This window comes from Kitasatospora sp. NPDC058048 (assembly GCF_042885555.1).
Taxonomy (GTDB): domain Bacteria; phylum Actinomycetota; class Actinomycetes; order Streptomycetales; family Streptomycetaceae; genus Kitasatospora; species Kitasatospora lactacystinica.
Genome location: NZ_JBHVRT010000016.1, coordinates 1 through 26486 on the forward strand (window position 1 = coordinate 1; position 26486 = coordinate 26486).

Annotated in this window: 15 protein-coding genes and 1 pseudogene; 2 read left to right on the forward strand and 14 right to left on the reverse strand. The window is 73.8% G+C overall.

The window, feature by feature from the left end; translation table 11 throughout:
- Positions 1 to 233: pseudogene (locus tag ACFVVA_RS18460) on the forward strand (ATP-binding protein); the annotation flags it as partial.
- 66 nt (positions 234 to 299) lie between these two features.
- On the opposite strand, the gene cimA reads toward ACFVVA_RS18460, so the two are convergent.
- The 4 genes from cimA to ACFVVA_RS18480 form a co-directional block, all read right to left on the reverse strand.
- Positions 300 to 1904: a citramalate synthase gene (gene cimA / locus ACFVVA_RS18465; RefSeq protein ID WP_387690747.1), complete on the reverse strand. Its 1605-nt coding sequence runs from the start codon at positions 1902 to 1904 to the stop codon at positions 300 to 302.
- Positions 1905 to 2355: 451 nt separating this feature from the next.
- Positions 2356 to 3468: a branched-chain amino acid aminotransferase gene (locus tag ACFVVA_RS18470; protein ID WP_359915403.1), complete on the reverse strand. Its 1113-nt coding sequence runs from the start codon at positions 3466 to 3468 to the stop codon at positions 2356 to 2358.
- A gap of 248 nt (positions 3469 to 3716) precedes the next feature.
- Entirely contained in the window at positions 3717 to 4754 is a 1038-nt protein-coding gene (locus tag ACFVVA_RS18475) for a 3-isopropylmalate dehydrogenase (protein ID WP_359915405.1), read from the reverse strand.
- A 9-nt stretch (positions 4755 to 4763) separates the two neighbouring features.
- On the reverse strand, positions 4764 to 5381 hold the full coding sequence (locus ACFVVA_RS18480; RefSeq protein ID WP_387690749.1) for a Uma2 family endonuclease: 618 nt from the start codon (positions 5379 to 5381) through the stop codon (positions 4764 to 4766).
- A 133-nt stretch (positions 5382 to 5514) separates the two neighbouring features.
- On the opposite strand from ACFVVA_RS18480, the gene ACFVVA_RS18485 reads away from it, so the two are divergent.
- Positions 5515 to 7998 carry a YfhO family protein gene (locus tag ACFVVA_RS18485; protein ID WP_387690751.1) on the forward strand — a complete coding sequence of 828 codons (2484 nt, stop codon included), beginning with the start codon at positions 5515 to 5517 and terminating at the stop codon, positions 7996 to 7998.
- 101 nt (positions 7999 to 8099) lie between these two features.
- Here the strand turns inward: ACFVVA_RS18485 and ACFVVA_RS18490 are convergent, their stop codons facing one another.
- The 10 genes from ACFVVA_RS18490 to gatB form a co-directional block, all read right to left on the reverse strand.
- Positions 8100 to 11453, reverse strand: coding sequence for a S8 family serine peptidase (locus tag ACFVVA_RS18490; protein ID WP_387690753.1), 3354 nt, complete (start codon positions 11451 to 11453; stop codon positions 8100 to 8102).
- 274 nt (positions 11454 to 11727) lie between these two features.
- Positions 11728 to 11889, reverse strand: a complete 162-nt coding sequence (locus tag ACFVVA_RS18495) for a hypothetical protein (RefSeq protein WP_387690755.1) — start codon at positions 11887 to 11889, stop codon at positions 11728 to 11730.
- A 286-nt stretch (positions 11890 to 12175) separates the two neighbouring features.
- Positions 12176 to 13756, reverse strand: a complete 1581-nt coding sequence (gene serA, locus ACFVVA_RS18500) for a phosphoglycerate dehydrogenase (protein ID WP_359901556.1) — start codon at positions 13754 to 13756, stop codon at positions 12176 to 12178.
- A gap of 246 nt (positions 13757 to 14002) precedes the next feature.
- Positions 14003 to 15001 carry a ketol-acid reductoisomerase gene (ilvC, locus tag ACFVVA_RS18505; protein ID WP_359901553.1) on the reverse strand — a complete coding sequence of 333 codons (999 nt, stop codon included), beginning with the start codon at positions 14999 to 15001 and terminating at the stop codon, positions 14003 to 14005.
- 104 nt (positions 15002 to 15105) lie between these two features.
- Positions 15106 to 15630, reverse strand: a complete 525-nt coding sequence (gene ilvN / locus ACFVVA_RS18510; RefSeq protein ID WP_049657946.1) for an acetolactate synthase small subunit — start codon at positions 15628 to 15630, stop codon at positions 15106 to 15108.
- 37 nt (positions 15631 to 15667) lie between these two features.
- Complete coding sequence (locus tag ACFVVA_RS18515; protein ID WP_387690758.1) at positions 15668 to 17521, reverse strand: acetolactate synthase large subunit; 1854 nt, start codon at positions 17519 to 17521, stop codon at positions 15668 to 15670.
- Between the two features lie 331 nt (positions 17522 to 17852).
- Complete coding sequence (locus ACFVVA_RS18520) at positions 17853 to 20804, reverse strand: putative bifunctional diguanylate cyclase/phosphodiesterase (RefSeq protein WP_387690934.1); 2952 nt, start codon at positions 20802 to 20804, stop codon at positions 17853 to 17855.
- 497 nt (positions 20805 to 21301) lie between these two features.
- Positions 21302 to 24343: an AAA family ATPase gene (locus ACFVVA_RS18525; RefSeq protein ID WP_387690760.1), complete on the reverse strand. Its 3042-nt coding sequence runs from the start codon at positions 24341 to 24343 to the stop codon at positions 21302 to 21304.
- Between the two features lie 149 nt (positions 24344 to 24492).
- Positions 24493 to 24651, reverse strand: a complete 159-nt coding sequence (locus ACFVVA_RS18530) for a hypothetical protein (protein WP_387690762.1) — start codon at positions 24649 to 24651, stop codon at positions 24493 to 24495.
- 269 nt (positions 24652 to 24920) lie between these two features.
- A complete protein-coding gene (gatB, locus tag ACFVVA_RS18535; protein ID WP_387690764.1) occupies positions 24921 to 26432 on the reverse strand; it encodes an Asp-tRNA(Asn)/Glu-tRNA(Gln) amidotransferase subunit GatB in 1512 nt (503 codons plus the stop codon).
- Between the last annotated feature and the right edge of the window lie 54 nt (positions 26433 to 26486).

Here is a 26486-nt window from a genome sequence, read left to right on the forward strand (position 1 = left end):
GCCTCGCCGACTGCTTCCCCGCCCTCGACTACTTCGAGAACAGCGGACTGCCCTTCGTCGTCGCCCTCAACGGCTTCGACGGACACCAGCCCCACACCCCCGACGAAGTCCGCGAAGCACTCCAACTCGGCGCCGACACCCCCGTCATCACCCTCGACGCCCGCCGCCGCGACAGCGCCAAGAGCGCCCTCATCACCCTCGTCGAACACGCCCTGCTGGCCCGACTGCGGTGATCGCGCACGACGTGGCCCGCGGGACCTCCGGCGAGGTCCCGCGGGCCACAGGCGCGTTCGGGGCGACTACTCGGTGGGCTCCAGGCCGGCCCTGATCAGGCCGTAGGTGTACGCGTCCTCCAGCGCCAGCCAGGAGGCGGCGACCACGTTGTCGGCCACGCCCACCGTCGACCAGGTGGCGGCGCCGTCGGTGGACTCGATCAGCACCCGGGTCTTGGAGCCGGTGCCGTGCTGGCCCTCCAGGATGCGGACCTTGTAGTCCACCAGCTCGAAGGTGGCCAGCGGCGGGTAGATGCCCTCCAGGGCCGCGCGCAGCGCCTGGTCCAGCGCGTTGACCGGGCCGTTGCCCTCGCCGGTGGCGATCCGGCGCTCGCCCTTGGCCCACAGCTTGACGGTGGCCTCGTTGCCGGTGAAGCCGTTCGGGCCCTGCTCGCTGATGGTCCGCCAGGACTCCAGCGTGTAGAAGCGGTCCCGGCGGCCGCGCACCTCGTCGCGCAGCAGCAGCTCGAAGGAGGCGTCGGCGGACTCGTAGGTGTAGCCGAGGTTCTCCTGCTCCTTCACCTTGGCCACCACCCGGCCGGCCAGGTCCCGGTCGCTGGAGAGGTCGTAGCCGAGCTCCTTGCCCTTGAGCTCGACGGAGGCCCGGCCGGCCATGTCGGAGACCAGCATCCGCATGGTGTTGCCGACCCGCTCGGGGTCGATGTGCTGGTAGAGGTCCGGGTCGACCTTGATCGCGGAGGCGTGCAGGCCCGCCTTGTGGGCGAAGGCCGAGAAGCCGACGTACGGCTGGTGGGTGGAGGGGGTCAGGTTGACCAGCTCGGCGATCGCGTGCGAGATCCGGGTCATCTCGGCCAGCCGGCCCGCGGGCAGCACCCGGCGGTCGTACTTGATCTCCAGCGCGCCGACCACCGGGAACAGGTTGGCGTTGCCGACCCGCTCGCCGTAGCCGTTGGCGGTGCACTGCACGTGGGTCGCGCCGGCGTCCACCGCGGCCAGGGTGTTGGCCACCGCGCAGCCGGTGTCGTCCTGGGCGTGGATGCCGAGCCGGGCACCGGTCCTGGCGAGCACCTCGGCGACGATCTCCCGCACGCCGGCCGGCAGCATCCCGCCGTTGGTGTCGCAGAGCACCACGACGTCCGCGCCGGCCTCGTGCGCGGTGCGGACCACCGACACCGCGTACTCGGGGTTCGCCCGGTAGCCGTCGAAGAAGTGCTCGCAGTCGATGAACACCCGCCGCCCCTGGGAGCGGAGGAACTCAACGCTGTCCCGGACCATCTCCAGGTTCTCGTCCAGGGTGGTGCGCAGCGCGAGCTCCACGTGCCGGTCGTGCGCCTTGGCCACCAGGGTGATCACCGGGGCGCCGGAGGTGACCAGCGCGGCCAGCTGCGGGTCCTCCGCCGCCCTGCCGCCGGCCCTGCGGGTGGCGCCGAAGGCGACCAGCCGGGCGTGCTCCAGCTCCAGCTCGGTGGCGGCGCGGGCGAAGAACTCGGTGTCACGCGGGTTGGCGCCGGGCCAGCCGCCCTCGATGAAGCCGACCCCGAACTCGTCCAGGTGCCGGGCGATGGCCAGCTTGTCCGCCACCGTCAGGTTGATGCCCTCGCGCTGTGCTCCGTCGCGCAGCGTGGTGTCGAACACGTGGAAACTGTCGTCGGTACGGGTGACCTCGGTCATGACCCCTGGTACTCCGTTTCGGGGAGGAAGGTACTGCTCTGCCGGACTTTCTCGTCCCGGCTCCACTGTCCATGATCCCGCGCGCGGTCCCGGTGTCCCCGGGCCCCTTGTGAGGGCCGTCGGCCGGTCCGGGAGAAACAAAAAGACCCCTCGCGGGTGCGAGAGGTCTGCGCGCGGGTCTGGACGCTAGTGGTCGCTCCGCATCGGGTCGTGCGGGAAGCGGTCACTGCGGACCGGCGCGCCTGCTGCTAATAATCATCAGCGAAAGCGAGGACACGCTCGCAGTCTGGCACAGCTGCCCGGGATCCGGCCCGCTCGTCTCGCGATGCGAAACGGGCGGGCCGGGCCGGCCGGGCGCGGGGCAGGCCGGAAGGCGAGCCGGGCCGGGCGGTGCCGGACGGGGTGCGGCGGTGCCGGACGGGGTGCGGCGGTGCCGGACGGGGTGCGGCGATCAGACGATCTTGTGCAGCCAGTGGTGGGTGTCCGGGGTCTGGCCGCCCTGGATCGACAGCAGGGCCTTGCGCAGCTCCATGGTGACCGGGCCGGGCTCGCCGGCGCCGACGGTCCAGTCGGCGGCGGCGGACTTCACCGAGCCGACCGGGGTGATGACGGCGGCGGTGCCGCAGGCGAAGACCTCGGTGAGGGTGCCGTCGGCGTTGGCCTGCTGCCACTCGTCGGTGGAGATCCGGCGCTCCTCGACCGCGTAGCCGAGGTCGGCGGCCAGCTGGAGCAGCGAATCGCGGGTGATGCCGGGCAGCAGGGCGCCGGACAGCTCCGGGGTGACGATCCTGGCGTCCTTGCCCTCGCCGAAGACGAAGTACAGGTTCATGCCGCCCATCTCCTCGACCCACCGGTGCTCGGCGGCGTCGAGCCAGACCACCTGGTCGCAGCCCTTCTCGGCGGCCTGGGCCTGGGCGACCAGCGAGGCGGCGTAGTTGCCCGCGCACTTGGCGGCGCCGGTGCCGCCGGGCGCGGCCCGGACGTACTCCTTGGACAGCCAGACCGAGACCGGCTTGATGCCGCCCTGGAAGTAGGCGCCGGCCGGCGAGGCGATGATCATGAAGAGGTAGGAGTTGGCCGGGCGGACGCCCAGGCCGACCTCGGTGGCGAACATGAACGGGCGCAGGTAGAGGCTCTGCTCCGGCTCGTTCGGCACCCAGTCCTGCTCCTGGCGGACCAGCAGCTCGACGGCCTCGACGAAGGTCTCCACCGGCAGCTCCGGCATCGCCAGGCGGCGGGCCGAGGCCTGGAAGCGGGCGGCGTTGGCCTCCGGGCGGAAGGTGGCGATGGAGCCGTCGGCCTGGCGGTAGGCCTTCAGGCCCTCGAAGATCGCCTGGCCGTAGTGCAGGGTCATGTTCGCCGGGTCGATCTCCAGCGGGGCGTACGGCGCCAGCTGGGCGTCGTGCCAGCCCACGCCCTCGGTCCAGCGGACGGTGACCATGTGGTCGGTGAAGACCCGGCCGAAGCCGGGGTTGACCAGCCGGGCCTCGCGCTCCGCTGCGGACAGCGGGTGGGCGGAGGGCTTGAGGTCGAACGTGATGGGCGCCTGGGTGGCCGTGCTCATGGCTGTTTCCTTCACCGTGGGGTTGGTCCGGGCCGCCACCGCCGCAGATACGTTTCGGCAAAATTCGCCGGAATGGACGCACAACGGCACGACCCACTGTCGATACTCGCATCCAGAGGGCCGTGCCGAACAGCTGTCCGCCCTTTTTTCGAGGGCGACGAGCTGCGGTTATGCGGTCCGGCCCGCCGGGCCGGAAACCTTGTCGGATCCGGCCCGTCGGCCGGAACTCCGCTCCTGGGTCCGGCCCGTCAGCCGGATACTCGGGCGGCGAGCGCGTCGCCGACCTGGGAGGTGCTGCGGGTGCCGGAGCGCTCCGCCAGGTCCGCCGCCACCGCGGCCTCGACCCCGGCGGCCTCGGCGGCGAAGCCGAGGTGCTCCAGCAGCATCGCGACCGACAGCACGGTGGCGGTCGGGTCGGCCTTGCCCTGGCCCGCGATGTCCGGCGCCGAGCCGTGCACCGGCTCGAACATGGACGGGAACTCGCCGCTCGGGTTGATGTTGCCGCTCGCGGCCAGGCCGATCCCGCCGGTGACGGCGGCGGCCAGGTCGGTCAGGATGTCGCCGAACAGGTTGTCGGTGACGATGACGTCGAAGCGCTCCGGCTGGGTGACGAAGAAGATGGTCGCCGCGTCGACGTGCAGGTAGTCGGTGGTGACCTCGGGGAACTCCTCGCCGACCTCGGCGAAGATCCGCGTCCACAGGTGCCCGGCGTGCACCAGCACGTTGTTCTTGTGCACCAGGGTGAGCTTCTTGCGCGGCCGCGCCTGCGCCCGGCGGTAGGCGTCGCGCACCACGCGCTCGATGCCGTACGCCGTGTTCAGGCTGACCTCGGTGGCCACCTCCTGCGGCGTCCCGGCGCGCAGCGTGCCGCCGTTGCCGACGTACGGGCCCTCGGTGCCCTCGCGGACGACCACGAAGTCGATCTCCGGCTCGCCGCCCAGCGGGGACCGCACCCCGGGGAAGAGCCGGCCCGGACGCAGGTTGATGTGGTGGTCGAAGGCGAACCGCAGCTTGAGCAGCAGCCCCCGCTCCAGCACGCCCGACGGCACGCTCGGGTCGCCGATGGCGCCCAGCAGGATCGCGTCGTGCGACTTCAGCTCCGCCAGCACGTCGTCCGGCAGCGTCTCCCCGGTCCGGTGGTAGCGCCGGGCGCCGAGGTCGTACTCGGTGGTCTCCAGCTTCACGTCGGCGGGGAGCGCGGCACCCAGGACCTTGAGGCCTTCGGCCACCACTTCCTGGCCGATGCCGTCACCGGGAACAACTGCGAGACGAATGGTGCGAGACATGCTCGGACCCTACTCCGCCGTCCCAGGTACTGACACCTGCCGTCCACGATGCGGACGGTCAAGGGAGGTCGCGAACGGAAACGGGCATCGAACCGTCAGACGCTCCTGGAAGGTTCCGCTCGACACGTACCGGCCCGAGGCCGCGTCCAACTCATAGGTGTGGGCAACGGGCCGACCCTGCTCGCATTCGATGCGCCAGAAGTAGGGAATCCCGGCAGCGGCGTACTTTCGCGGCTTGACCTCACGATCCCACTCCACCTCCCCTTCCTCGGCCACCTCGACGACCAGCACAACGTCCTGAGGGAGCCAGAACGTCTGCTCCGGACCACCACCCGCCCGGGAATCGACCACCATGAGGTCGGGCTCCGGCCGATTGCGAGAGTCCAGTCTCAGCCCCATCTGCCGCCAGACCTCCCAGCCCTTCGGCACCTGGTCGACCAGTTGGCGGTCGAGCCGGCTGACCGTCCCGGCGTGGAAGATCGTCTGACGGACGGAGAACACCAGGCTTCCGCACAGTAGCTCCGTATGGGGCGGGAGGTCTTGCAGCCGGTCCAAGTCGTCTGCGGTGTAACCGGTAGCCGGCGGCCTCAGCCACTCCGGCATCTCCACGTCGGCGTCTGCTGCCACGGGAACACGGTCGCAGGCCGAATCCCGCCGGTGCCGTCTCATCACCCCTTCGAGGGAGCGCGCGTGACGTCGGGGGCGCCTGGGGCGTGCTTAGGGTGGGCGGGTTCGGCGAAGCGCGTGGAACGGGGTGCGGATGGGCGAGCGGCGGCGGGAGGTGCTGGTCTGCGGGGGTGCCGCGGGGCTGGCCGCGGGCGGGTACGGGCTGGCGGCGGCGCTGAGCGGGCAGTGGCCGGCCGGGGCGGAGGCGGTCGCCGTGCCGTACCACGCCCACCTGTGGGACCTGCTGCACGGGCAGGCCGCCGGGGACCTGCTGGTCAACTGGAACAGCGGCTACGGCGCCCCGTTCCTGGCGGACTTCTTCGCCTACCTGATGAACCCCTTCTCCTGGCCCACCGCGCTGCTCCCCCGCGACCAGGGCCGGCTCGCCGTCCTCCTGGTCACCCTGGCCACCATCGGCCTCGGCACCGCCCTGATGACCCGGCTGCTCGGCCGCCTCCACCCGGGCCCCCGGTGGCTGCGGATGCTCGCCGCCGTCGGGTACGGGCTCTGCGCCTGGGTGCTGGACGTCGGCGGGGCGGCCCCGATGTGGCTCTGGGGCCTGGTCTCGCTGCCCCTGCTCGGCCTGGCCGCCGACTGGTGCCTGCGCGAGCGGCACTGGGTGGCCGGCGCGCTGTGCGTCGCGCTCGCCTGGGCGGGCAACCTGTACACGGCCGCGCTGGCGACCCTGGCGGCCGCGCTCCTGTTCGCCGTCCGGCTGTTCGCCGCCCCGCGCCCGCTGCGCCACCGGGTCCGGGCCACCGGCCGGGCCGTCACCATGGCCACCGCCGGGGTGCTGCTCGCCTCCCCGGTGCTGTTCGTCGCGGTGCTGGCCGCCCGCCGGGCCCAGCCGGAGTCCCCGGTCGAACCGCTCGGCCCGTCCGGCGTCGGCGCCCACCTCGCCCGGCTGCTGCCCGCCACCCACGGCGGGCAGCGGCTGCCGGACGTGGCGATCGGCGTCTTCGGCCTGCTGGTGGTGTGCGGGCTGCCGTTCAACCGGCGGGTGCGGCCGCGGGAGCGCGCCCTGTGGTGCACGGCGCTGGCGCTGGTGGCGGCCGGCTTCCTCTGGACCCCGACCGTGCTGGTCTGGCACGGTCTGGCGATCCCGGCCGGCGGGCCGTACCGGGTGGCCTTCGTGCTCAGCGGGCTGCTGGTGCTGGCGGGCTGGGTCTCGCTGGCGCACCGTCCGGACCGGCTCACCGTGCTGGGCGGCGCCGCCGTGGTGGCGCTGATCGCCGGCCTGGCGGCGGGCCGGCACACGGTGCGCCCGGCCACCTGGGTGCTGCTGGCCGTCGGCGGCGCCGTGCTGTCGGCCGCGCTGTGGCTGCTGGACCGCCGGCACTCCGACCGGCGGGCGACCGCGCTGGCCACCTGGGTGATCGGCGGCGCGGTGCTGGGCAACGCCGTCTGGTCGGGGTACGCGGCGCTCGGCTCGGCCCCCTCCGGCGACGTCTCCCCGGCGGCGGTCCGGGCCGGGCACGCGACGCTGCGCGCGGCCGCCGACTGGCCGCGCGGCCGCAGCGACCCCGGGCCGCACGCCTTCACCCCGAACGACCCGCTGCTGCTGAACGGCCAGGGCGGCGGCTGGTTCAGCAGCTACCTGCCGACCGTCACCGCCCTGCTGCTGCACGACCTCGGCGCGGGCTGGACGGCCGGTGGGCGGCAGACCGCGAGCGTCACCGACCCGGTCGGGCAGGCGCTGTTCGGGGTCCGCGTCCACCTCGACGAGGGGCCGGCGCCGCGTTCCTTCACGCCTGTCCGGGCGGCCGCCACGCCGCCGCTGGTCACCGTGCTGCCCCCGGGCGCCCGGCCGGAGAGGTCCTCGGTCTGGGCCCGGCAGGAGTCGCTGCTCGGCAGCCAGGTGTACGACGCCCCGCTGCCCGTCCCGGCGGGCGGGCCGGCGCCCACCCTGCACGGCACCAGCGGCTGGTCGGTGCCGAGCGGCGGGGAGGGCACGGTGTTCACCGCCGCCTGCACGCCGGGCGGGACGGCCTACTTCCACGGCCTTTGGTACCGGGGCACGGTCAGCGGCCTCGGCAGCGCCTTCCGCAGCGACGGCGAGCAGCCCACCACCGCCGTGCCGATCCACCGGCTGGGGACCGTCCCGGCGGACGGGGTGGTCCGGGTGACGCTGCGGTCGGACGTGGTGAGCCAGCTGCCCGCCCGCCCGATCGGCTGCCTGCGGGCCGGTGCCCTGGAGGCCGCGGTCGCCCGGCTGACCGCGACCGGCGCCACCCGGGTGGAGGCCGGCGGGCACACCCTCACTGCGACCCTCCCGGCGGGTTCCACCGGCACCGCGCTGCTCTCCGTCCCGGCCACCGAGGGCTGGACCTGTGCGGTGGACGGCGGCCGCCGCGCCGCTCCCGCGTCCGTGCTCGGCATGATCGGCGTCCCGCTGGGCGGCGGCGCCTCCCGGATCGCCTGCGCCTTCCGGCCGCCCGGGCTCACCGAGGGCCTCGTCGTCGCCTCCGCCACCGCCGCCGTCCTCGCGCTGGTCGCCCTCTTCGCCCGGCTCTCGCGCCGCCCCACCCGTCCCCCGCGCCGCGACCGCCGCCGGGCGGCGCGGCCGGCCGGGGCGTGACGGGGGCGGGCGGCGCGGCCGGAACGCGCCGGGGCGGCCCGCCGGAGTGCCGGCGGGCCGCCCCGGCCCCGGTCCCGTGATCGGGTCTCCCGACCCCGTGATCAGGGCAGGTCGACCACCTGGGCCCGTCGCTCGGCCGGGTTGAGGTGGTGCAGCAGCAGGAGCCGCGAGGTGCCGCCCTGCGACCGGTGCACGTCGAGGACGGCGCCCGGGCCGGCCGGGACCACCACCGCGGCCGGGCCGGTGAGGCCGGCCCGTACGGTGAGTGCCGGCCGCAGCACGTCCAGCGGGACGGTCGGGGCGGTGCCGTTCAGTCCGATGGCGCAGAGCGCGTCGGCCACGTCCGGCGTACCGGCCCCGGCGTAGCCGGTCCACACGCCGTAGCGGACGGTGCTGTGCCCGGGCGCGACGCCGGGCAGGGCGCTCAGCCGGACGGGCAGCACCAGGACGTCGCTGTCGAGCAGGGCGGTGTCGGTGTCGCCCCAGTGGGCGTTGAGCGGCTGGACGTCCAGTTCGGCCCCGGTGCGGGCGTCCAGGGCCCGGGAGACCAGGACGTCGCTGCCGCGCAGCCGGTCGGCCTTGAGGACGACGTCGGTGCTGCCGTCCCCGTCGGTGTCCAGCGCCACCCGCACCCCGTACAGCCCCACCGGGGTGGCCGCGGGCGCCCACAACTGCGCTCCCACGTACAGCAGTTCGGAGTCGACGGCGGCGCCCGCCGCACGCAGGTCGGCGGACCGCTCGCCGGGGTGCTCGACGCAGACCTCCTGCGCCGGGTCCGGCTCCTCCCCGGTGCCCTTCGGCCGGACGCCCGCGCCCGGCGCGACCGCCGCGTCACCGCCGCCGGGCGGGCAGTCCGGCCAGCGGATCCCCTCGCCGCCGAGCGCGAGGGCGCTGACCAGCCCGGGCTGTTCGCCGGGCGCGGCGCGGCCGCCGAGGGTGACCAGGGTGCCGTCCCGGGCGGTGCGGACGGTGGCCGTCGCCGTGAGGTCGCCGGTCGGGCGGGGGGCGGCCAGCACCGGGATCCGCAGCTGCGGCGGCGTGTCGTCGCCGACGGGCGTGAGCAGCACCCGGCCGGAGAGCTCGCCCCGGTAGCTGCGGGCCCGGCCGCCCTGCACGGTGTCGACGGTCGGGTCGGGCGCCCGCCCGAGCTCCCCCGGCACGGCGAGCGTCACCCGTACCCGGGCGGTGCCGCCCGCCGGGACGTCCACCCGGGGCGGCGTCACCCGGTAGGAGGCGCCGGGCAGCCGGGTGGCGGCCGCGTAGGAGGTGCGGTAGGTCAGCGGCGCGGCCGAGGTGTTGCGCACCTCGATCTCCCGGGTCACCGCCGTCGGCCCGCCGACCTCGACCGGCCCGAAGGAGACCCCGACGACGCCCTCCGCGGCGCCCTCGCCCACCGCGTAGGCGACGGCGGGCGTGCGGACCGCCCGGTCCACCCGGACCCGCCCGGCGCCGGTGCGCTCGGGCCCGTAGACCGGCCCGCCGCGGTCGTCGCCGAGGTAGGTGTCGACGGTGGTGTTCATCAGCGCGGCCTTGACCTGCTCGACCGGCCAGTCCGGGTGCGCGGCGCGGACCAGCGCGGCGAGTCCGGCCACGTGCGGGGTGGCCATCGAGGTGCCGCTCTCGCGCTGGCCGCCGGCGCCGCTGCCGACCAGGCTGGACCAGATGCTCTCGCCGGGGGCCGCCAGGTCGGGCTTGACCACGCCCGGCACGCCGATGCCGCGCGAGGTGAAGTCGGTCAGGGTGTCGACCCGGGCCGGCTGGTCCTGCGCGACCGAGCCGTGCAGCGTGTTGCCGGGCGCCGCGAGCCGGATCCGCACCGGCCCGGCGGCCGCGGCCTGCCGCAGCCGGTCGCCGTCGGCACGCGCCAGCAGCGCGGCCGGGATCCGGTCGTTGCCGGAGATCTCGGCCAGGTGGTCGGAGTCGGCGGCGTACAGCGCGCCGATCGCGCCCGCGTCGGCGGCGTGGTCGGCGCGCGGGCCGGAGTTGCAGGCCCGGTCGGCTTCCCGGGTGCGCCAGGCGAGCAGCGCGATCCGGCCCTTCAGCCGCTGCCGGTCGGCCTCGCTGAAGTCGGTGCAGCCGTCCGACTGGTCGGCGGGCAGGGCGAGTTCGCCGCTGACGTCGCCGGTGGTCCAGCCCTGGTAGCGCTCGCTCCAGTGTGCCGGGACGATCCCGGCCCGCTCGGCCGGGGCGAGCACGGTGATGCCGTCCACGTCGGCGTGCCCGTGCACCGAGGCGGCGACGGTGATCGCCCGGGCGGCGGTGCCGGGGCTGCCGCCGATGCCGTACACGTCGCCGTCGTTGCCCGCCGCCGCGACCACGACGGTGCCCAGTTCGGCGAGCCGGTCGACGGCCAGGGCGTCGGTGTCGTCGGTGCTGCCGAAGTGGCTGCCGAGCGAGAGGTTGACGACGTCCAGCCGGTCGCTCAGGTCGCCGTCCCCGTTGGGGTCGGCGGCCAGGTCGAGCGCCTCGGCGACCCGGTCGGTGGAGCCGTCGCAGCCGAACACCCGGATCGCGTACAGCTGGGCGCCGGGGGCGGTGCCGGGGCCGATCCGGAAGCCGGCCGGGTCCAGCCCGGGCCCGTACGGACCGGTGTACGGGCGGCCGTCGGCGGTGACGCCGTACCCGGCGGCGGTGCCGGCCACGTGGGTGCCGTGCCCATTGCGCACGCAGTCGATCGGGTTGTCGCCGGGGTGCGGCACCGGCTGGTGGTGCGGGGAGGCCGGGTCGGGGTCGTAGTCGTCGCCGACCAGGTCCTTGCCGCCGATCACCTTGGCGTTGGGGAAGAGCGCGGGCGGCGCGGGCTTGCCGCGCTCGACCGAGCGGAAGGCCTCCTCGGTGCCGGGTCCGCCGAAGTCGGCGTGGGTGTAGTCGATGCCACTGTCGATGATCCCGATCCGCATGCCCTGCCCGGTGCCGGTCGTCCGGTCGCCGGCCCAGACCTGCGGGGCGCCGGTCAGCGGGACGGAGTGGGCGTTGTCGCGCCGCTTGGCGACGATCGGGTGGACGGCCCGGACGCCCGGCAGTGCCCGCAGCGCGGGCAGCCGGTCGGCGGGCGCGCTGACCGCGAGGCCGGTGAGCACGGTGCGGGTGCGGTAGAGCTCGCGCGCGGCGGGTGCCGCCCGGTGGACGGCCCCGGCGAGCCGGTCGAGCGCGTCCCCGGTCCGGGACCGCTGGGCGGCGCCGGCCCGCGCGGCCTCCCGGCGGACGTCCTCCGGGGAGCGCCGGGCCCGCCGGGCCCCGTCGGCGGCGCGCCGCCAGGCGGAGCCGGTCGTCTCGGTGGTGAGTTCGAGCAGGACGGAGGCCGTTCGGCCCGCCCCTGGCGGTCCGGCCGTTGGTGGTCCCGCGGTCGGTGGGCCGCCGGCCGCCGGGGTGGCGGCGAGGACGGCGCTTCCGGCCAGCAGGGCCAGGGTGAGGCCGATCCGGGCGGCGGGTCGGCGGACGGGTGGCAGACGCACTGGGCCCTCTCCCCCGGCAGGGGGACTGATCCGCACTCCGTGTCGCTGACGCCCGCCCACGCGAACGTCGATCACCCCTCCGAGAGCCCCAAATTAGGATGATCGCGCCGACGGGGACGAGCAACTTCCCTCGGACGGAGCGGGGTTGCACTCTACTGGGTGACATCCGGCGCGCCCGTACGGCCCATTCGGCCGATGAACGCCGGCCGACCCCCGGCCCGACGGCGGGGACGGCCGCCGGACGGCGGCGGCGGTCACCCGAGGACGGGGCCGGTCAGTGGTGGCCGGTCACGCCGCCGTTGTCCCGGCGGTCCAGCGAGCGCTGCAGGGCGGCGGCCGCGAAGGGGGTCCGCTCGGCGGCCCGGCGGCGGCGCGGGGCACGGACGGGGGCGGTGGCGGGGGCGGACGTGGCGTGACGGTCGGCGGTCGGCGACATACCGGGCTCCTTGGAAGCGGCGCCGCGGAGGGCGGGCGCGAAGAGGGGGGAGGGAGCGCGGGAGCAGGGATCGCCTGCTCGTGAAGGCGCACGCGCACACGGGCCGCACACCCTGGCTACAGGGGCGGCACACCGTATGGCCCTTCCACGGTACGGCCGCGCCCCGGCCGTGTCTGCACGAATACTTGGATTTCCTAGTATCTGAGACGGGTGTCACCCGGGAGAACGCAGCAGGGCCCGGACCGCCGTTCGAACGGCGGTCCGGGCCCTGCTGGAGCCGGGAGGGTCAGCCCAGGTCGACCGAGCGCGCGAAGTGGGCGCCGATCTCGGCGGCGATGGCCGACAGCACCTCCTGCGGGATCTCGGTGTCCACGGTGATGGAGGCCAGCGCGTTGCCGCCGTCGCGGGCGACCTGCATGCCGGCGATGTTGATGCCCGCGTCGCCGAGGTGGCGGCCGAGCACGCCGACCACGCCGGGGCGGTCCTCGTACTTGAAGAAGGCCATGTGGTCGGTGAGCGCCACGTCCACGTCGAAGGCGTCCACGCCGACGATCTTCTGGGTCTGCTTGGGGCCGGCCAGCGTGCCGGAGATGGCGATCTCCTCGCCGCCCCCGAGCGTGCCGCGGACGGTGATCACGTTGCGGTGCTCGGGGCTCTCGCTGGAGGTGGTCAGCCGGACCTCGACACCGCGCTCCTGAGCGAACAGCGGGGCGTTGACGTAGGACACCGTCTCCGCCACCACGTCCTCGAACACGCCCTTCAGCGCGGACAGTTCGAGCACCTTCACGTCGTGCTGGGTGATCTCGCCGCGGACCTCGACGTCGAGGCGGACGGCCACCTCGCCGGCCAGCGCGGTGAAGATCCGGCCGAGCTTCTCGGCCAGCGGCAGGCCCGGGCGGACGTCCTCGGCGATCACGCCGCCCTGGACGTTCACCGCGTCCGGCACCAGCTCGCCGGCCAGCGCGAGGCGCACCGACCTGGCGACCGCGATGCCGGCCTTCTCCTGCGCCTCGTCGGTGGAGGCTCCCAGGTGCGGGGTGGCGACCACGTTGTCGAAGGCGAACAGCGGGGAGTCGGTGCACGGCTCCTTGGCGTACACGTCCAGGCCGGCGCCGGCCACCCGGCCGTCGCGCAGCGCGCTCGCCAGCGCCTCCTCGTCCACGATGCCGCCGCGGGCGGCGTTCACGATGCGGACGGTCGGCTTGACCTTGTGCAGCGCCTCGTCGCCGATCAGGCCGATGGTCTCCGGGGTCTTGGGGAGGTGGACGGTGATGAAGTCCGAGACCTCCAGCAGCTCCTCCAGGGTGACCAGCTTGACGCCCATCTGCGCGGCGCGGGCAGCCTGGATGTAGGGGTCGTACGCGACGATCTTCATCCCGAACGCGGACATCCGCTGGGCGACCAGCACGCCGATCCGGCCGAGGCCGACGACACCGAGGGTCTTCTCGCTCAGCTCGACGCCGGTGTACTTGTTGCGCTTCCACTCGCCCTGCTTGAGCGCGGCGTTGGCCGGCGCGATGTTGCGGGCGACGGAGATCAGCAGGCCGCAGGCGAGCTCGGCGGCGGTGACGATGTTGGAGGTCGGCGCGTTGACGACCATCACGCCGGCCTTGGTGGCGGCGGAGACGTCCACGTTGTCCAGGCCGACACCGGCCCGGGCGACCACCTTGAGCTTGCGGGCGACGGCCAGCGCCTCGGCGTCGACCTTGGTGGCGGAGCGGATCAGGATCGCGTCGACGTCGGCGATCGCGGTGAGCAGCTCGGTGCGGTCGGCGCCGTTGCAGTGGCGGATCTCGAAGTCGGGGCCGAGGGCGTCGACGGTGGCGGGCGAGAGCTCTTCGGCGATCAGTACAACGGATTTGCTCACGACAGTGGGGTCCTTAACTGTCCGGTTCCCCCGGGCACGTAGGTGGCGTGGAGGGCGGGGGAAGGTGGCATGCCGCGTAGGTAGACGCACGACGCTGTGGGCCTGACGCGCACTCGGAGTGTATCGACGGGCTGGGTAGCGGGCTGCTCCCGTCCGGCGAAATCACCCGGACGAGAGCAGCCTACTTGTACAAGGGAGTTACAAAATCGGGGCCGGCGGCGCAGCCGGTACCGGCCCGGAAGGGGGTCAGGCCTTCTCGTTGACCCAGCTCATCAGCGAGCGCAGCTTCTTGCCGGTGGTCTCCAGCAGGTGGTCCTCGTCGGCCTTCTTGTACTCGTTGTACTTGGGCAGACCCGCCTTGTACTCGGCGATCCAGGTGTTGGCGAAGGTGCCGTCCTGGATCTCGGCGAGGACCTTCTTCATCTCGGCCTTGGTGGCGTCGGTGATGATCCGCGGGCCGGTGACGTAGTCGCCCCACTCGGCGGTCTCGGAGACCGACCAGCGCATCTTCTCCAGGCCGCCCTCGTACATCAGGTCGACGATGAGCTTCAGCTCGTGCAGGCACTCGAAGTAGGCGATCTCCGGCTGGTAGCCGGCCTCGACCAGGGTCTCGAAACCGGCCTTCACCAGGGCGGCGGTGCCACCGCAGAGGACGGCCTGCTCACCGAACAGGTCGGTCTCGGTCTCCTCGGTGAAGGTGGTCTTGATGACGCCGGCCTTGGTGGCGCCCAGGCCCTTGGCGTACGACAGCGCCAGGGCGAAGGCGTTGCCCGAGGCGTCCTGCTCGACCGCGACGATCGCGGGGACGCCGCGGCCCTCCTCGTACTGGCGGCGGACCAGGTGGCCCGGGCCCTTCGGGGCGACCATGCAGACGTCGACGTCCGCCGGGGGCTTGATGAAGCCGAAGCGGATGTTCAGGCCGTGGCCGAAGAACAGGGCGTCGCCGGCCTTCAGGTGCGGGGCGATGTCGGCCTCGTAGACGTCGGCCTGGATCGGGTCCGGCACCAGGATCATGATGACGTCGGCCTCGGCCGCCGCCTCGGCCGGGGTGACGACGCGCAGGCCGGCCTCCTCCGCCTTGGCGCGGGACGTGGACTCCGGCTTCAGGCCGACCCGGACGTCGGCGCCGGAGTCGCGCAGCGACAGCGCGTGGGCGTGGCCCTGGCTTCCGTAGCCGATGACCGCGACCTTGCGGCCCTGGATGATGGACAGGTCGGCGTCGTCTTCGTAGAACAGCTCGGCCACGGGGGCACATCTCCTTGCGTGATGGTTGCCGGGTACGCGGTGCTCACCGTATGCGCACGCGGCGGGGGTTTGGGTCTTTGCGTCAGGGTTTGAGACGGCGCTGTTTACGCGCTGCGGTCCAGGGCGCGCAGCGAGCGGTCCGTGATGGAACGCGCGCCGCGGCCGATGGCGACCAGGCCGGACTGGACCAACTCCTTGATGCCGTAAGGCTCCAGCATCCGGAGCATGGCCTCCAGCTTGTCCGAACTGCCGGTGGCCTCGATGGTCACCGCTTCGGGCGACACGTCGACGGTCTTGGCACGGAACAGCTGGACGATCTCGACGATCTGCGACCGGGTCTCGTTGTCGGCGCGGACCTTCACCAGGACCAGTTCCCGCTGGATCGCAGCGGACTGGTCGAGTTCGACGATCTTTATCACGTTCACGAGCTTGTTGAGCTGCTTGGTGACCTGTTCCAGCGGGAGGTCCTCGACGTTGACCACGATCGTCATCCGGGACACGTCCGGATGCTCGGTCGAGCCGACGGCGAGGGAGTCGATGTTGAAGCCCCGACGGGAGAACAGGGCGGCGATGCGGGCGAGCACGCCGGGCTTGTTCTCGACCAGGACGGAGAGGGTGTGCTTGGACATGGGATTCCTCAGTCGTTCTGGAAACTGCAGGGGCTGGTCAGTCGAGGTCGTCGCCGAAATCGGGGCGCACGCCCTTGGCGAACTGGATCTCGTCGTTGCTGGTGCCGGCCGCGACCATCGGCCAGACCATGGCGTCCTGGTGGACGATGAAGTCGATGACCACCGGGCGGTCGTTGATCTCCATCGCCTGCTTGATGACCGCGTCGAGGTCCTCGGGGCGCTCGCAGCGCAGGCCGACGCAGCCCATCGCCTCGGACAGCAGGACGAAGTCGGGGATCCGGGTGCCCTGGGCCGGCGGCTCGATGCCGTCGTGGCCGGGGCCGGAGTGCAGCACGGTGTTGGAGTAGCGCTGGTTGTAGAACAGCGTCTGCCACTGCCGGACCATGCCCAGCGAGCCGTTGTTGATGACCGCGACCTTGATCGGAATGTCGTTCAGGGCGCAGGTGACCAGCTCCTGGTTGGTCATCTGGAAGCAGCCGTCGCCGTCGATGGCCCAGACCGCGGTCTCCGGGCGGCCGGCCTTGGCGCCCATCGCCGCGGGGACGGCGTAGCCCATCGTCCCGGCGCCGCCCGAGTTGAGCCAGGTGCCCGGCTTCTCGAACTGGATGAACTGCGAGCTCCACATCTGGTGCTGGCCCACGCCCGCGGCGTAGATGGCCTCGGGGCCGACCAGCCGGCCGATCCGCTCGATGACCTGCTGCGGCGAGAGCTGCCCGTTCGGGGCCGGCTCGTAGCCGAGCGGGTAGGTCTTCTTCCACTCGTCGAGCCGCTCCCACCACTCGGTGTAGTCGCCCCGGTGGCCGGCGTCGAACTCGGCCTGGACGGCGACGATCAGGTCGGCGAGCACCTCGCGGGCGTCGCCGACGATCGGCACGTCCGCCGGGCGGTTCTTGCCGATCTCGGCCGGGTCGATGTCCGCGTGGACGACCTTGGCGCCGGGGGCGAAGCCGTCCAGCTTGCCGGTGACGCGGTCGTCGAAGCGGGCGCCGAGGGTGAACAGCAGGTCCGCCTTCTGGAGCGCGGTGACGGCCGGGACGGAGCCGTGCATGCCGGGCATGCCCAGGTGCTGGGGGTGGCTGTCCGGGAAGGCGCCGAGCGCCATCAGGGTGGTGACCACCGGGGCGCCGGTCAGCTCGGCGAGGATCCGCAGCTCGGCGGTGGCCCGCGCCTTGAGCACGCCGCCGCCGACGTACAGCACCGGACGCTTGGCGCCGACCAGCATCTTCGCGGCCTCGCGGATCTGCTTGGCGTGCGGCTTGGTCACCGGGCGGTAGCCGGGCAGCGCGGTCTCGACCGGCCAGCGGAAGGTGGTGGTCGCCTGGAGCGCGTCCTTGGCGATGTCGACCAGGACCGGGCCGGGGCGGCCGGTGGCGGCGATGTGGAAGGCCTCCGCGATCACCCGGGGGATCTCGGCCGGGTCGGTGACCAGGTAGTTGTGCTTGGTGATCGGCATCGTGATGCCGCAGATGTCCGCCTCCTGGAAGGCGTCGGTGCCGATGGCCTTGGAGGAGACCTGGCCGGTGATCGCGACGACCGGCACCGAGTCCATGTAGGCGTCGGCGATCGGGGTGACCAGGTTGGTCGCGCCCGGGCCGGAGGTCGCCATGCAGACCCCGACCCGGCCGGTGGCCTGGGCGTAGCCGGTGGCGGCGTGACCGGCGCCCTGCTCGTGGCGGACCAGGATGTGGCGCACCTTGACGGAGTCCATCAGGGGGTCGTACGCGGGAAGGATGGCCCCGCCCGGAATGCCGAAGACGGTGTCCGCGCCCACGGCCTCCAGGGAGCGGATGAGCGACTGGGCGCCGGTCATGGTCTCGACGACGTGCTGGGGAGCGGGAGCGTTGGCGGCCGGGTTGTCCCCGCGGCGGGGGGATGCGGCGTGCTCAGTCATCTGCCTGTCTCTTCTCGGGATTTGCCGACCAGGTGCTGCGGGCCCCGGTGCTGCGAGGGTGGGGTCCCGGTCCGGGCCGAGCGCCGGCTCTGCCTCAATCGTCCCGCTCGATCCGACAAGTCGGACATGCTCGGGCGGCCGAGGCCAGGGGTCTTGCGGAGGTGGAACAGCGTCAGTGCAACAAAAAACCCCTCGTGCCCAAGGGCATGCGAGGGGTGGCGCGTCGGTCTGTCACGAGCAGGGCGTACGAGCCCACTCAGCCGACGCGCCCGCCAAGTACGAGAATTCGGGTGCGCATGGCAACGACCTTCCTCCCGTCCGGGGCGGCATGTCAAGCAGGTGGGATGACCGTCTCGCCATGCGGACCTCCCGGCGGACCAGTGACGGCACGGTGTTCGGGCAGGTCAGAGCCGCCATGGTGATGTGCGCCACGTCCCGGCGCGGCGTCCGTGCGGCCGCTCGTCCGGCCACTCGTCCGGGTGTCGTCGGCGGCGGGAGAGTACGCGCGGCGGGCCGGGACCGGGCCCGCCGGCGCGGGCAGCGGGTAGCCACGGCGGGCCAGCGCCCGGCGCAGCCGGGGCTCGTCCAGCGGCGGGGCGAAGGCCGAGCCCTGGGCCTGCCCGCAGCCCAGCTCCTGCAGCGCGGAGACCTGGCGGGGCAGGTCCACCCCCTCGGCGGCGGTGGCCATCCCGAGGTCGCGGCCGAGCCGCAGCACGTGCCCGGCCAGGGTGCGGCTGAGCGCGGACTCGCCGAGGTCCTGGACGAGCGTGCGGTCCAGCTTGAGCCCGTCCAGCGGCAGCCGGGCGAGGGCGCCGAGCGAGCCGCCGCCGGCGCCGTACCCGGCCAGCCAGGTGGAGACGCCCAGCCCGCGCAGGGCGGAGAGCCGGCGGCCGAGCTCGTCGGCGAGCGAGTCCGGGCCCATCCGGGCCACCTCGATCACCAGCTCGTCGGCCGGCAGCCCGCTGTCGCGCAGCGCCGCGGCCACCGTCTCGTACAGGCCGGGCGAGCAGAGCCGTTCCACGGAGAGCCGGACGGCCACCGGGACGGGCTCCGGCGCGCCGCGGCCCCGGCCCGGCAGGGTGCGCCGCTCGACGGCCGCGCTGACCGCCTCCAGGACCAGCCAGCGGGAGAACCGGGTGGCCGCGTCGCCGTGCTCGCTCGAACGCAGGAACTCGGCCGGGGTGAGCAGCAGGCCGCCCACCGAGCGCCAGCGGGCCTGCGCCTCGACGCCGGTCACCGCGCCGCTGCGCAGGTCCACCACGGGCTGGTGGAGCAGCGTGAAGCCGCCCTCCCTCACCGCCATCCGCAGCCGTTCCTCCAGTTCGGTGCGGCGCTCCAGGTCGGCCCGCATCGCGGGGGTGTAGAGCACCACCCGGCCCTTGCCCTCGGACTTGGCCCGGTACATCGCGAGGTCGGCGTTGCGCATCAGCTCGTCGGCGGCGACCCTGGGGTCGGCCGCCGGGCCGCGCTCGGGGGTGCCGAAGGCGATGCCGATGCTGGCGGCGACGCCGAGTTCGGCACCGCCGATCCAGTACGGGTCGGAGAGCGCGAGGCGCAGCCGCTCGGCCAGCTCCTGGACCTGGAGGCGGCCGAGCGGGCCGCAGACCAGCGCGGCGAACTCGTCGCCGCCGAACCGGGCGACGGTGTCCCCGCAGCGGACGGCGCTCTGGAGCCGGCGGGCGGCCTGCACCAGCAGTTCGTCGCCGACCTGGTGCCCGGCGGTGTCGTTGACCGCCTTGAAGCCGTCCAGGTCGAGGAAGAGCACCGCGATCCCGGCGCCCGTCCCGCCCTGCTGGCCGCGGGCGCCGAGGGCGGCCCGCAGCCGCTGGGTGAACAGCGCCCGGTTGGGCAGGTCGGTGAGCGGGTCGTGGAAGGCGTTGTGCTGCAACTGGGCCTGGAGCATGACGCGTTCGGTGACGTCCCGGCTGTTGAGCAGCAGGCCGTCGCGATGTCTGCTGACGGTGGACTCGACGTGCAGCCACTCGCCGGCGCCGGAGCTGATCCGGCACTCGACCCGGGCGGAGAGCTCGGCGCCGCCGGGGCTGCGGTGGGTGGTGAGCCGGACCCTGGCGAGGTAGCGGCGGACCTCGGCGAGCACCCGGCCGACGTCCTCGGGGTGGACCAGGTCCAGCAGGTTGCCGCCGACCAGCTGCTCCGGGTCCCGGCCGTAGACGCCGAGCGCGGCCGGGGAGACGTAGGAGAGCACGCCGTTGGCGCCGGCGATCATGATGACGTCGCTGGAGCCCTGCACCAGGGAGCGGAAGTGCGCCTCCTTGTGGGCGAGTTCCTGGGCCAGCGACAGGTTGTCCAGGAGCATCACGCCCTGCCGGAGGATCAGCGCCAGCCCGACGGTGCAGGCCGCCGCGGCCACCACGCGGTCCAACTCCCGTCCGCCGAGGGCGTTGTAGAGGATTCCGGCGGTGCAGACCGCGGCGGCCGCGTACGGGGTCAGCGCGCTGAAGGTGGTGGCCACCCGGCGGTGCGGCAGACCGCCGGCCGAGGGGTGCTCGCGCAGCGGGCGGCGCCAGCGCGGCGACCACGGCGCCCAGGCCAGCAGCAGGCTGCCGGCGAACCAGCCGGCGTCCAGCAGTTCGCCCGAGTGGTAGTTGCTGCGCAGTTCCGGGGAGGTGAACAGGGCGTCGCAGGTGACGGTGACGGCGAGCGCCACCATCGCCGTGTGCACCGCCGCCCGGTTGCCGTCCCGGCCGCCGAAGCGCAGCCCGACCACCAGGCTGACCAGCAGGATGTCCAGCACCGGGTAGGCCAGGTTGAGGGCCAGGCGCAGTGGTGAGCCGTCCTCGCCGGCCGCGATCCGGCCGAGTGCCAGGCTCCAGCTGAGGGTGAACAGCGAGCCGGCGATCAGCCAGCCGTCGAGCAGCAGGCAGAGCCAGCCGGCCGCCGTGCGCGGGTGCTGGGCGAGCACCAGGACGCCGGTGATGGCGAGCGGGGCGAAGAGCAGGAAGGCGTACTCGGCGAGCGAGTCCCGGGGCAGCGCGGTGCGCACGACCAGCTCGTACCAGCCCCAGGTGCCGTTGCCGAAGGCGACCATGAGCGAGGAGAGGCCGAACAGCAGCCAGGCCGGGCGGGCGTGCCCGCCGACCGTGCAGCCGTACACCAGACAGGACAGCGCGGCCGCCAGGGCCGCCGCGGCCAGTCCGAAGTCGCCCATGAAGACGGACAGTTGGTGTGATCCCCAGCCGGCGGCGGCGCCCGCGGCGTAGGCCAGGCAGAGTGCGCCCAGGACGAACCCGGGCAGGGTGCGGCTGGCCCGGAGCCGGCACAGCGGGCCGCGGCGGGCGGGCGCGGGCACGTCGGCGGCGGACGTGTCGGTGTGCGGTGCCTCCGGCCGTCCGGTTCCGGGCAGCACCGTTTCGGTGGAGCTCACTCGGCCTCTCCCCCTCCGGCCCGGGGCCTCGCGCCCCGGCCACGGACCACCGGCCGCGCGCCTCTCGGACGTACGCGGTGGCCTGGCGCCCCGTCAGGACGGTGGCCCAGGGGGTGGGCGGCCTGCCGGTCGCCGCACCGTACCGATGCTCCCAAAATGGACCCTACACCAATCCCGTCACTCAATGACACGCACACTCAACTTAGAGTAATGGCGAAAGGGTGGGGAAATGCCCCCGATTCCTACGGATCGGCCCGGTTGGCGGCGGCGCGCGGGCGGGGGCTCACGCGGCGCGCACGGGAGCACGCGGCGGCGCCCGAACACCGGTTCCAGGACGGACGAACGAACGGCCCCGGACCGGTCGAAGCCGGTCCGGGGCCGCCGCGGGGCCCTGCTCAGCGGCCCGAGGGGGCCAGATCGTCCGGGAACAGCCGCAGCCGGTGCGCCAGTGCGGCCGCCTCGCCCCGGCCGCCGACCGCGAGCTTGCCGAGGATGTTGGAGACGTGCACGCTCGCGGTCTTCGGAGAGATGTACAGCTCCTCGGCGATCTGCCGGTTGGTCCAGCCGCGCGCGAGCAGGCGCAGCACGTCCCGCTCACGGGGGGTGAGGTTGAAGGAGTCCCCGGCGGCCTGGGCCGGCACCGCGGCCGACCGCTCGGCCGGGGCGAGGCTCAGCCCGGCCCGCTCGGCCAGCGCGGCGATCTGCCCGCCGAGCAGCCGGTCGTCCCGGACGGCCGCCAGTTCGGCCGCCTCGCGCAGCAGTTCGGCGCCGGCCTCGCGCCGGCCGGCCTGCACCTCGGCCTCGCCGGCCCGCAGCAGGGCCTGAGCCAGCGGGTACGGCAGGCCGGTCGGCCGCAGCGCCTCGACCGCGGCGGCCCAGACCTCCGGAGTGTCCGCCCCCTCGGCGCGGGCCAGTTCGGCCTCCAGCAGCCGGGCCCAGCCGTGGTGCAGCGGGGCCCTGGGACGCAGCTCGGCGGCGGCCGCCGCGATCGCGGCCAGCGCCCCCGGCCGGCCCGCCCCGGCCTGCGGCAGGCCCCGGCTGTCCGCCTCCACCGTCGCGGCCTCGGCCAGCAGCGGGTAGACGTCGGACTCGTGACCGAGCCGGCCGTCCTCCTCCAGCACGGCGAGCGCTTCGGCCCGGGCCTCCAGCGGCCGGCCGCCGAGCGCCGCGAGCCGCACCGCCAGCCGGCTGATCGGCACGCTGTGCTGGACCTGGCCGACCCGGTTGGCCGCCCGGGCCTGCGCCAGCATGGTCCCCGCGGTGGCCAGGTCCCCCTTGAGCAGAGCGAGTTCGCCGCGCATCCGGTCCAGGAACTCGGCGTGGGTGCCGGTCGGGCTGGCCGCCTCGTAGCCGGCCAGCACCTCGGCGGCCTCCCGGACCCGCCCGAGGTCGGTCAGCGCCTCGACCAGGTTGCCGGTCAGGATGGCGCCGATGTTGCGCAGCAGGCCGTTGCCGTCCGCGAACTCCAGGCCCTCCCGGGCCAGTCGGACCGCGTCCTCGGGGTGTCCCAGTCCGCGCTGCATGCTGGCCAGGTTGTTGATGCCGCGCAGCAGCAGGTCGGGCACGCCCAGCCGGCGGGCCCGTTCGACCGCCCCGGCGAGCTCGGCGAGCCCGCCCTCGGCGTCGCCCTGCACGTCGTAGCGCAGGCCGCCGAGGGTCATCCGGGCGTGCACCTCGACCGAGTGGGCGCCCACCTCCTCGGCGATCCGGATCGCCCGCTCGGCCAGCTCGATCGCCTCCGCGGTCGGCTTCTTGAGCATCGCCGTCCCGGCGCCGAGCGCGAGCACCTCGGCCTGGACCGCGGTCGGCGGCAGGTGCTCCACCAGCCGCAGCGCGTTCGCGATCTCCTCCTCGTCGCCGGAGCGGCGCAGGCTGCCCAGCATCCGGGCCCGGTTGATCCGGAACCAGGCCGCGCGCACCGGGTGCTCCGCCTCGTCGACCAGCCGCAGCCCGCGCTTGGCCAGGCTCAGGCCGCGCTCCCGGTCGCCGCAGCGCCGGGCCGCGACCACCGCCTCGGCCAGCACGTCGACCAGCTGGATCCGGTCGCAGTCCTCGTCCGCGGCGCTGTGGTCGCAGGAGCCCGGCGGGTAGGTCTCGGCCCAGTCGTACGGGCGCAGGGTGTGCGCCAGCACCTCCTCGGAGACCAGGTCCCACAGCTCCAGGGCCCGTTCCAGCATCCCGAGCTGCTCGGCGAAGGCGTTGCGGCGGCGGGCCGCGCGGGCGGCATCCAGGGCCGTCGGCAGGGCGCGGGCCGGATCGTGCGCGTGGTACCAGTAGTTGGCCAGCCGGGCGGCCAGCGCGTCGCCCGGGACGAGCTGCGGCTGGGCCTCCACGACGAGCGCGAACTTGCGGTTGATCCGGTGCCGTTCGCCGGGCAGCAGGTCGTCCGAGACCGCCTCGCGGACCAGCGCGTGGCGGAACCGGTAGCCCTCGCCCTCGCTGTCCGGGCGCAGGATGTTGGCGCCGACGGCCGCCCGCAGCGCCTCGATCAGCGCCTCCTCGTCGTCGTCCAGGACGGCGGCGAGCAGGGCGTGTTCGACGTGCGAGCCGCCCTCGGCGGCGATCCGCACCACCCGCTGGGCCTCCTCGTCCAGGCCCTCGACCCGCACCAGCAGGATGTCCCGCAGCGAGTCGGTCAGCCCGGCTCCGCAGCCGTCCTCGAAGGCGGTGGCCAGCTCCTCGACGAAGAACGGGTTCCCCTCCGAGCGGCGGTGGATGCGGTCCACCAGCTGGCGGTCGGGGACGGTGGTGCCGAGGATGCCGGCCAGCTGGGCGGCCACCTCGCGGCGGTCGAACCGCGCCAGCTCCAGCCGCTGGACGGTGCGCAGCCGTTCGAGCTCGGCGAGGAAGGGGCGCAGCGGGTGCCGGCGGTGCAGGTCGTCGGTGCGGTAGGTGGCGACCAGCAGCACCCGGGACCGGTGCAGGGTGCGCACCAGGAAGGCGAGCAGCTCGCGGGTGGAGCGGTCGGACCAGTGCAGGTCCTCGACGGCGAGGACGAGGGTACGCTCCGCGCCGAGCCGCTCGAACAGCCTCGCGGTGTGCTCGAACAGCCGGGCCCGGCTGTACTCGTCGTTGGGTTCGCCGTCCACCTCGCCGAACTCGGAGAGCAGCAGGGCGAGGTGGCTCTCACTGCCGGCCGCGGCGGCCTCCAGTTCGGGGCCCAGCGAGCGGTGCAGCCGGCGCAGCGCGGCGGCCAGCGGCGCGTACGGCAGGCCCTCGGCGCCGACCTCCAGACAACTGCCGAGCGAGGTGACCGCCCCGCGGGCGGCCGCCCGCTCCAGGAACTCCTCCAGCAGCCGGGTCTTGCCGACCCCCGCCTCCCCGCCGATCAGGATGGCCTGCGGGCTGCCGGTGCCGGCGCGGCGCAGCGCGTCGGTCAGCTCGGTGATCTCGCTGCCGCGGCCGACGAAGACGGGGCTGACCGATGTCTGCTGCATGGAGGCGAGCATGCCATAGCCGGTGGGGCCCGGCCGAGGGGTTATCTCCCCTGGCGAACGGGTCGAAGGGCCCGAATGCCCGGAGGGGGAGACGCTGGTGAGCGTCTCCCCCTCCGGAGCTCCTTCGGCACCGCCGTGGTGCCGCACCGTCAGCATTCGGGCCGACGCACGGGGCGCCGCTGGAAGCGGGCGGCCACCGGACGCTGCCGCACTCGGCGGGCCTCCTTGGCCTCGCGCACCAGGCGCTCGTGCTCGGCGCGGGCCACGAGCTCGTGGGCCTGTTGCTGGAAGGTCTGGTACTCGATCATTTCCGGTTCCCCCTCGGGTTTTCCACTCCGTCTTGCTGACAGGTAAGAGCTTCCTCCGCCAGTGGGGGGTGCCGCATCGGGAGCGTGCCGCATCTTCCGGGCCCCGGATGCCTTAGATCGGTCGCCAAAAATGGTTTAAGGCCCCGCCTCACCCAGATACATAGGTGAGACGGGGCCTTAGGCCTTACTTAGAGGGCCTTAGATGCCTTAGATGCCTTAGGAAGGAAGGGTCGACAGTCTAGGCCGCACCCAGCTTCTCCAGGCTGCGCCTACTGTCCCTCCACGGCGAGCCGCTCCAGGATCAGATCCTTCACGCGGGCGGCGTCGGCCTGGCCGCGGGTGGCCTTCATGACCGCGCCGACCAGCGCGCCCACGGCCTGGACCTTGCCGTCGCGGATCTTGGCGGCGATCGCCTCGTTCTCGGCGATGGCCTGGTCGACCGCGGCACCCAGCGCGGAGTCGTCCGAGACCACGGCCAGGCCGCGCTTCTCGACGATCTCGTCCGGCTCGCCCTCGCCGGCCAGCACGCCCTCGATGACCTGGCGGGCCAGCTTGTCGTTGAGCTTGCCCTCGGCGACCAGCGCGGCGACCCGGGCGACCTGCGCCGGGGTGATCGGCTGCTCGCTCAGCTCGGTGCCGGTCTCGTTGGCGCGACGGGCCAGCTCGCCCATCCACCACTTGCGGGCCTGGTCGGCCGGGGCACCGGCCGCGATGGTCTCCTGGATCGGCCCCACCGCACCGGCGTTGAGCACCGACTGCATGTCCTTGTCGGACAGGCCCCACTCCGCCTGCAGCCGGGCACGGCGCACCCGCGGCAGCTCGGGCAGAGCGGCGCGCAGCTCCTCGACCCACTCGCGGGTGGGGGCCACCGGCACCAGGTCCGGCTCGGGGAAGTAGCGGTAGTCCTCGGCGTTGTCCTTGATCCGGCCCGAGGTGGTGGAGCCGTCCTCCTCGTGGAAGTGGCGGGTCTCCTGGACGATGGTGCCGCCGTCGGTCAGCACCGTGGCGTGCCGCCGGACCTCGAACCGGGCCGCCCGCTCCACGCTGCGCAGCGAGTTGACGTTCTTGGTCTCCGAGCGGGTGCCGAAGGTCTCGGTGCCGTTCGGGCGCAGCGACAGGTTGACGTCGCAGCGCATCTGGCCCTTGTCCATCCGGGCCTCGGAGACGCCGAGCGAACGGATCACCTCGCGCAGCTCGGCGACGTACGCCTTGGCGACCTCGGGGGCGCGCTCGCCGGCGCCCTCGATCGGCTTGGTGACGATCTCGATCAGCGGGATGCCGGCCCGGTTGTAGTCGAGCAGCGAGTGGGTGGCGCCGTGGATGCGACCGGTGGCCCCGCCGACGTGGCTGGACTTGCCGGTGTCCTCCTCCATGTGGGCGCGCTCGATCTCCACCCGGAAGGTCGAGCCGTCCTCCAGCTGCACGTCGAGGTAGCCGTTGAAGGCGATCGGCTCGTCGTACTGCGAGGTCTGGAAGTTCTTGGGCATGTCCGGGTAGAAGTAGTTCTTCCGCGCGAACCGGCACCACTCGGCGATCTCGCAGTTCAGCGCCAGGCCGATCTTGACGGCCGACTCCACGCCGACCGCGTTGACCACCGGCAGCGAACCCGGCAGGCCCAGGCAGGTCGGGCAGGTCTGGCTGTTCGGCTCGGCACCCAGCTCGGTCGAGCAACCGCAGAACATCTTGGTCTTGGTGCCCAGCTCGACGTGGACCTCAAGGCCCATCACCGGGTCGTACGACGCGAGAGCGTCCTCGTAGGAGACCAGGTTCATGACGCTCACAGCGTCCCTTCTCACTTGAAGCTTGGGAGGTACGGGCCCGGCCACCGCGTCGCG

Coding starts and splice junctions, on each gene's coding strand:
- ACFVVA_RS18485 (WP_387690751.1), top strand. CDS start 5,515: ATGGGCGAGCGGCGGCGGGAGGTGCTGGTCTGCGGGGGTGCCGCGGGG.
- cimA (WP_387690747.1), bottom strand. CDS start 1,904: ATGACCGAGGTCACCCGTACCGACGACAGTTTCCACGTGTTCGACACC.
- ACFVVA_RS18470 (WP_359915403.1), bottom strand. CDS start 3,468: ATGAGCACGGCCACCCAGGCGCCCATCACGTTCGACCTCAAGCCCTCC.
- ACFVVA_RS18495 (WP_387690755.1), bottom strand. CDS start 11,889: ATGTCGCCGACCGCCGACCGTCACGCCACGTCCGCCCCCGCCACCGCC.
- ilvN (WP_049657946.1), bottom strand. CDS start 15,630: ATGTCCAAGCACACCCTCTCCGTCCTGGTCGAGAACAAGCCCGGCGTG.
- ACFVVA_RS18530 (WP_387690762.1), bottom strand. CDS start 24,651: ATGATCGAGTACCAGACCTTCCAGCAACAGGCCCACGAGCTCGTGGCC.
- ACFVVA_RS18515 (WP_387690758.1), bottom strand. CDS start 17,521: ATGACTGAGCACGCCGCATCCCCCCGCCGCGGGGACAACCCGGCCGCC.
- ACFVVA_RS18525 (WP_387690760.1), bottom strand. CDS start 24,343: ATGCAGCAGACATCGGTCAGCCCCGTCTTCGTCGGCCGCGGCAGCGAG.
- ACFVVA_RS18475 (WP_359915405.1), bottom strand. CDS start 4,754: ATGTCTCGCACCATTCGTCTCGCAGTTGTTCCCGGTGACGGCATCGGC.